At 65.4% G+C, this 1,501-nt stretch carries 1 protein-coding gene; it reads right to left on the reverse strand.

Annotation, left to right across the window (positions count from 1 at the left end; all coding sequences use genetic code 11):
* Positions 1-319: 319 nt before the first annotated feature.
* Positions 320-1,399, reverse strand: a complete 1,080-nt coding sequence (locus tag ORI27_RS32800; protein ID WP_456085479.1) for an IS110 family RNA-guided transposase — start codon at positions 1,397-1,399, stop codon at positions 320-322.
* Between the last annotated feature and the right edge of the window lie 102 nt (positions 1,400-1,501).

Below are 1,501 nucleotides of genomic sequence, written 5' to 3' on the forward strand. Positions count from 1 at the left end.
CTGATATGGGGTGCATTTTGTCAAGGGGCAGGGTGAAGCGGCGGGCCGGTAGCCGTCGCTAGAGGCCCGCCGCTTCGATGTACCGGATGAGCCCGGCATGAGTGTCGAGCGTGTCGATGCCGACGCGGGTCAGTCTGAAATACGCGGGTTGGTTACCGCAGGACCGTGGGTTCGAGTCGGAGTTGTCCAGCGTGTCTAGGATCGAGCGTGAACATGTTGTGGGACAGCATGTTTGCTCATAGAACTTGCGCGGGTCACTCCCAAACGCTTGCCGACACCGTAGTGGTCTTATCCGGAACAGTTGTGGGGATACTGCCAGTCAGTCGAGGATGGCCAGCGACCAGCACCAGCCGGCCAGTTCCCGGGCGATGGCCGCGTTGGCGACCACAGAACGTTTCTTGCGCGCATCGAAGCCAGTCCACCGATCGTGCAACCGATGATTGGCGGCATGCCCGCGAGCTTGAGCAGCTGCCGGGGCCGCCGTCCAGCGTGCACGCAGATCCCGGCTGGGCCGATACGGGCTGCGGTGATGCCAGGCCGCTTCGACCAGCAGCCGGCGGGCGTGACCGTTACCGGTCTTGGTGACCCCGCCCTGCACACGGGTGTCCCCTGAGGAGTATTCGCACGGCACCAAGCCCAGGTAGGCACCGATAGAGCGGCCCGTCAACCGGTGCCAGTCGCCGATCTCGACGGCCAACCCGAACGCCGTCAAGGTCGACACCCCGCGCAGGCACCCCAGTCGCCGCACCACCGGGGTGAACTCCGAGTCGGCGGCCATCGCGATGATCGCCTTGTCGAGGCGGTCACGACGGTGCACTGCGGCGACCATCGCCTCGAAGGCGGTGTCATACGCCAACTGCAGGCCGAGGGCGTCGAACCGCTGGCTACGCAGCCACAGTTCGTGTTTTCCTGTCCACGCGGTCCCGCCGTAGTAGACAATCCCCTGCCGCAGAAGCAGTTTCGAGATCCGGTGCCGCACCGTCATCAGATCACCCCGGCAATCCTCGCGGGCCCGCACCAGATCCCGGGCCGCTTCCTGGACGACACTCGGGATCCTCACCTCCACAATCTGGCCCAGATGGAGCAGCCGGGCCAGATGCGCGGCATCACGGGCATCGGTCTTGACCCGATCACCAGCGGGTCGCTGCAACTTCGACGGTGCAGCCACCCGGCAATCGATACCCGCGGCGATCAACGCCCGCGCCAACCCGAAACCGGTCGGGCCGGCCTCATAGGTCACCGCCACCGGCCCCGGTAACCCCCGCACCCAGCCCAGGACTTCCTGATGATCCGGACACAACCGCCGTCGGAACACCTCACCGGTGTCTCCGTCCAATCCACACGCGACAACCGAACGTGCGTGCACATCCAACCCGATGCTCGTACGCTGAACCTTCACTGGGGCCTCCATCCACATCTGTGGCTCTACCGGCCAGGACCCACTCCTGACGGCAACCCACGATCACATGTGGCGAGGCCCCAGCCTCCCCATACGGTCTAG

The sequence above is a fragment of the Mycobacterium pinniadriaticum genome, assembly GCF_026242045.1.
Lineage (GTDB): Bacteria > Actinomycetota > Actinomycetes > Mycobacteriales > Mycobacteriaceae > Mycobacterium > Mycobacterium pinniadriaticum.